Annotated in this window: 1 protein-coding gene; it reads left to right on the top strand. The window is 29.8% G+C overall.

Translation table 11 applies throughout. From position 1 onward, the window contains the following. A partial coding sequence (locus tag EJ063_RS21920; protein WP_208640392.1) for an NADH-quinone oxidoreductase subunit H occupies positions 1–303 on the top strand: 303 nt, incomplete at its 5' end. Between the last annotated feature and the right edge of the window lie 6 nt (positions 304–309).

Below are 309 nucleotides of genomic sequence, written 5' to 3'. Positions count from 1 at the left end.
TATCTAAATCTATTAATTTCCTCATTATTTGTAACAGTTCTATACTTAGGCGGTTGGAATATTTCTATTCCGTATATATCTATTCTGGAGCTATTTCAAAGGGATCAAATTTTTGGAACAACAATTGGTATCTTTATTACATTAGCTAAAGTTATCAAACTTTTGTTCGTTTCTATCGCAACAAGATGGACTTTACCTAGGCTAAGAATGGATCAACTATTAAATCTTGGATGGAAATTTCTTTTACCTATTTCCCTTGGTAATCTATTATTAACCACTTCTTTCCAACTCTTTTCACTCTAAATTTAA

Origin of the sequence: Vibrio aquaticus (assembly GCF_003970385.1) — a bacterium.
GTDB lineage: Bacteria > Pseudomonadota > Gammaproteobacteria > Enterobacterales > Vibrionaceae > Vibrio > Vibrio aquaticus.
The sequence above is the reverse complement of the archived record's forward strand: the minus strand, read 5'-3'. Positions and strand labels throughout refer to the sequence as shown.